The 3,985-nt window shown below is 71.5% G+C and carries 4 protein-coding genes and 1 pseudogene; 3 read left to right on the forward strand and 2 right to left on the reverse strand.

Going from position 1 to position 3,985, the window contains the following annotated elements:
- Window positions 1–104: 104 nt before the first annotated feature.
- A complete protein-coding gene (locus ACGFX4_RS41270) occupies window positions 105–290 on the reverse strand; it encodes a helix-turn-helix domain-containing protein (protein WP_393086375.1) in 186 nt (61 codons plus the stop codon).
- Between the two features lie 386 nt (window positions 291–676).
- On the opposite strand from ACGFX4_RS41270, the gene ACGFX4_RS41275 reads away from it, so the two are divergent.
- Together ACGFX4_RS41275 and ACGFX4_RS41280 are read left to right on the forward strand one after the other, a co-directional pair.
- Window positions 677–856 carry a hypothetical protein gene (locus ACGFX4_RS41275; protein WP_393086377.1) on the forward strand — a complete coding sequence of 60 codons (180 nt, stop codon included), beginning with the start codon at window positions 677–679 and terminating at the stop codon, window positions 854–856.
- Window positions 857–1,108: 252 nt separating this feature from the next.
- A pseudogene (locus ACGFX4_RS41280) lies at window positions 1,109–1,876 on the forward strand (M24 family metallopeptidase).
- Here ACGFX4_RS41280 and modA read toward each other — a convergent pair.
- On the reverse strand, window positions 1,770–2,588 hold the full coding sequence (gene modA, locus ACGFX4_RS41285) for a molybdate ABC transporter substrate-binding protein (protein WP_393086379.1): 819 nt from the start codon (window positions 2,586–2,588) through the stop codon (window positions 1,770–1,772). The pseudogene ACGFX4_RS41280 and the gene modA sit on opposite strands and share 107 nt — an antisense overlap.
- 261 nt (window positions 2,589–2,849) lie before the next feature.
- On the opposite strand from modA, the gene ACGFX4_RS41290 reads away from it, so the two are divergent.
- Window positions 2,850–3,740, forward strand: coding sequence for a hypothetical protein (locus ACGFX4_RS41290; RefSeq protein ID WP_393086381.1), 891 nt, complete (start codon window positions 2,850–2,852; stop codon window positions 3,738–3,740).
- Window positions 3,741–3,985 lie beyond the last annotated feature (245 nt).

The raw sequence follows: 3,985 nt of genomic DNA on the forward strand, positions 1-3,985 counted from the left end.
CGCCCCCCCCCCCCCCCCCCCCCCCCCCCCCCCCCCCCCCCCCCCCCCCCCGCCCCCCCGCCCCCCCCCCCCCCCCCCCCCCCCCCCCCCCCCCGGCCGCACGGTCAGGGGCGTCCGCGCCACTGGAAGACCTGGAGCGCGGTGCCGACCTCGATGGTGTGCCGGGCGAGCGGGCGCGGGAGCAGCTGTTCGGCGCGGGCCAGGCGCCGGAGCAGGGTGTTGTGGTGGGTGAACAGGCGGGCGGCGGCCCGAGTGGCGTTGCACTGCTCGGCGATCCTGGAGGCCCGCAAGGCCTCCGGCGGGACCTGGGACCTGTTCCACTACCCCGGCGTCCGCTCCCGCCTCGTCCGCGACGATCCGTCGAGTCGGCGCGGCCCTTCTCGACAGCAACCCGCCGCAGGCCTTGACGGACGAGATCTGACGTCGTGCCATGAGAGGACACACCGTGACGGGGGGATGACACGATGGCGGCAGAGGGACACGACGGACCCAGTGGCGAGCCCGAGAGCCACGATGAGGTCCCGCAGAACAGCGCTCCAAGAAAGATCCCACCCGGCAATGACTTCGCCCATGTGGCTTGGATCGTCCTGGCTCTCATCGTCTTCGGGCTGATCTTGACCGCGGCATCCGGCACCGGCGATTGCTCTCCTCACTGCGACGGCAACACGGGACCCTTGTGGCACTGATCACCGAGCTGCCCGCGAACCTGGCCGCCACCGCGCTGGTCGCCACCACCGGTTCGCTGCTGCGGCGCCCAGACCTGCACCTTCCCACCGCAGCGTGGGTGGACAGCTTGCCGAACTGCCTCGGACACAGCCCGGTGAACGGGGCCGGCAGGACGGCTCCGACGCCGTGAGCACACCAACCACAGCAAAACCATCTCACCCGGGACCGGCAGTTACGGGACAGCCCTTGGCCGGGGGTTCCTGTGTCGGATCAGCTGCTGTTCTCCTACGGCACGTTGCCGTTGCCGTCGGTCCGGACGGCACGCTTCGGACGTGAACTCGTCGGCAGAACCGACGCGTTGCCGAGCTTCCGCCTGGATTCCGTGCTGACCACCGACCCGGCGGTGATCGCCGACAGCAGCAGCGACCGTCATCCGGTGGCCGTGCGCTCCGGCGCCACCGCCTGGGTCTGCGTCGAGACCGCGACCGCGGAGGAGTTCCGCGCCCGGCGGCTGGCCGACGCGCAGGACAAGGCCCTCGCACTCTTCGACGAGGTGGAGAAGCGCGGGCTCGTCACCGCGGGCGAGACCGAGCAGGCGATCAGCAATCGCATCCGGGACCTCGCGAACGAGATGTTCGGGACGACCAGGCACTGGCACAGGCGGATCGTCCGACCCGGCCCGCACACGCTGTTCCCCTACGCGGAGAACCCGCCCGACCGGACGCTGGAGCAGGACGACATCGCCTTCGCGGACTTCGGCCCGATCTTCGAGGAGTTCGAGGCCGACCTCGGCCGGACCTACGTCCTCGGCGACGACCCCGACAAGCGGCGTCCCGCCGCCGACCTGCCGGCGATCTTCGAGGCCGGCTGACGCTTCTTCGCCGAACGGCCCGGGATCACCGGCGCGCAGTTCCATGCCGAGATCGAGCGGCTCGCCCGGGGCAACACCACCCCCATGCGCAGGACCGACCGGGCCGGGCGGATCTGCCACTGGATCCTGGAGATCCACCTCGTGGACACCGCACGGGAATTCGGCGGCTTCCACGAGCAGCTCCTCGACCTGGGCCGAGGCACCCGCGGCGCCGGGGAGAACGCCCGCCGGTTCAGCCCGCCGGAAGGAACCCGGCGTCGGTCAGGACCTTCTGGCCGTCGGGGGATTCGACGTACGCCACGAATGCCTGGGCACCGGCGGAGTTGGGCGCGTGGGTGAGCGTGGCGATCGGGTAGTCGTTGATGGCCGTGGACGCCTCCGGGAAGGCGACGCCCGTCACCTTGCCGGCGGCGGACTTCACATCGGTCTGGTAGACGAGTGAGGCGTCGGCCTCCTGGAGTTCGACCTTGCTGAGCGCGCCCTTGACGTCCTGCTCGTAACTGACCGGCGTGAACTGGATGTTCGCATTGGTCAGCACCGTCTGGGAGGCCGCTCCGCACGGCACCTCCTTGGCGCACAGGACGACCTTGAGGCCGGGCTGGGTGAGGCTCTGAAGGCCGGTGATGTTCTTCGGGTTCCCGGGGACGGTGGCGATCTCCAGCTGGTTGCGGACGAAGACCTTGGGAGTGCCCGCGTCGCCCTTGTCGGTGACGGTCTTCATGGTGGCGGGGCTGGCGGCGGCGAACACGTCGGCGGGAGCCCCGCCCGTGATGCCGGCCGCGAGGGTGTTGCTGCCACCGAAGTTGAAGACCACCTTGGTCCCGGGGTGCGCGGCCTCGAACTGCTTGCCGAGCTGCGTGAAGCTCTCCTGGAGCGACGCGGCGGCGAACACCGTCACGGTCCCGGTGACGCTCGGCGTCGACTGCGCGGAGGCGGGCGAGGAGCCGGCGGCGGTGCCTCCGGACGACGAGCATCCGCCGACCAGGAGCACGGCGGCAACGCAGCCGCCCGTGAGCCGGAACGTACGTCGGCGGTCGGTTCGGGTCGTCACGACTGTCTCCAGGGTCTCCATGCCGGTGATGCGGCCTGTTTCTCAGCTCACGGTCGCATGTGCAAGGAGAAACCCCGCATCAGCCTCGCATTCATCCATTCGCGGAGATCGGGGAACCTGTCGGACGGCGGTGCTTTCCGTCAGGGCCAGAGGTGGTCCCTCACCCAGACCTGGGGTGGCCTTCTCGGCGGCCCGCAGCAGCGGACCCTGCTCCTGGCGGACCCGGCGGTGTGTGCCATGCTCGGGCCAGTGCCGATCTTGATGTTGAAACTGTTTCTCGCACCCGCGCTGGTCGTCGCCTCCTCGCTGGCCGGGCGCCGCTGGGGGCCGGGGCTGGCGGGCACGCTGGTCGCACTGCCGATCGTGGCCGGGCCGATCCTCGCGATCACGCTCCTCGACCACGGGCCCGCGTTCGCCGCACGCGCCGCGGGCTCCTCGCTGCTGGGCCTGGTGTCACTGGCGCTCTTCGCGGTGGTCTTCGCGGAACTCTCGCGACTGCCGCGCACCGGGCACTGGGTACCCGCCCTGCTCCTGGCCTGGTCGGCCTGCCTGGCGGCGGATCTCCTGCTCGCCCAGCTCTCGGTACCGCCGGTGCTCGCGCTCGGCCTCTCGTTCACCGCGACCGCGTGCGGCGTCAAGGCCCTGGCCCGCACCACCGGCGGCCCGGTACCGCCGTCCCCCAGGCCGCCCCGCTGGGACCTCCCGGCCCGGGCCGCGGCAACGGCGCTGCTGGTCACCGCGCTGACCACGGCGGCGGCACAGCTCGGCCCGGGCACGACCGGCGTGCTGGCGCCCTTCCCCATCGGCACCAGCGTCGTCGCCGCGTTCGCCCTCGCCCAGGGCGGGCCGGCCGTCGCGGGGGCGACCCTTCGCGGTGTCCTGCGCGGCCTGTGGGGCTTCGCCGTCTTCTGCTTCCTCGTCGCAGTCCTGGCCGAACCCCTCGGCGGCGGAACGGCCTTTGCGATCGCCGTCGTCTGCACGCTGAAGCTCCAACTGGCGATCGGACGCCTGCAGTCGGCACGCATCGCGCGGCGAAGTCACCTCGCAGCGCACGCCGACCAGGACTGGGCTGGGGCAGGACGCGGACCAGGACTCCAGGCGGAGCACGCCTGCCGCGCGCCGGGTTCGAGGAGCGTCTCCGGGCGCCCGTAGTAGGCCTCGTTGAAGCCGTCGGTGCAGTCCAGGATCCCTTCGCGCGGCTCGCGGGCGGATGGACATCACCCATCCACGCTCTGAGACTCGTACGACGAGAGCCCGCCGGCGCGTGGATACTCAGATCTCCATACGGCCCGAGCGCTGGTTCGAGTGCTTCGGGGAAGGCCGTGCAGGGCGGTTCGAGGGGGCGGGCGGTACGTGCGGTTCGGTCTGTTGGGCGATCTGCTGGTCCAGGACGATGC

Source organism: Kitasatospora sp. NPDC048365 (assembly GCF_043200835.1).
Taxonomy (GTDB): Bacteria; Actinomycetota; Actinomycetes; order Streptomycetales; family Streptomycetaceae; genus Kitasatospora; species Kitasatospora terrestris.

Excerpts from the sequence above, each read along its gene's own strand:
- ACGFX4_RS41290 (WP_393086381.1), top strand. The coding sequence starts at position 2,850 with ATGTTGAAACTGTTTCTCGCACCCGCGCTGGTCGTCGCCTCCTCGCTG.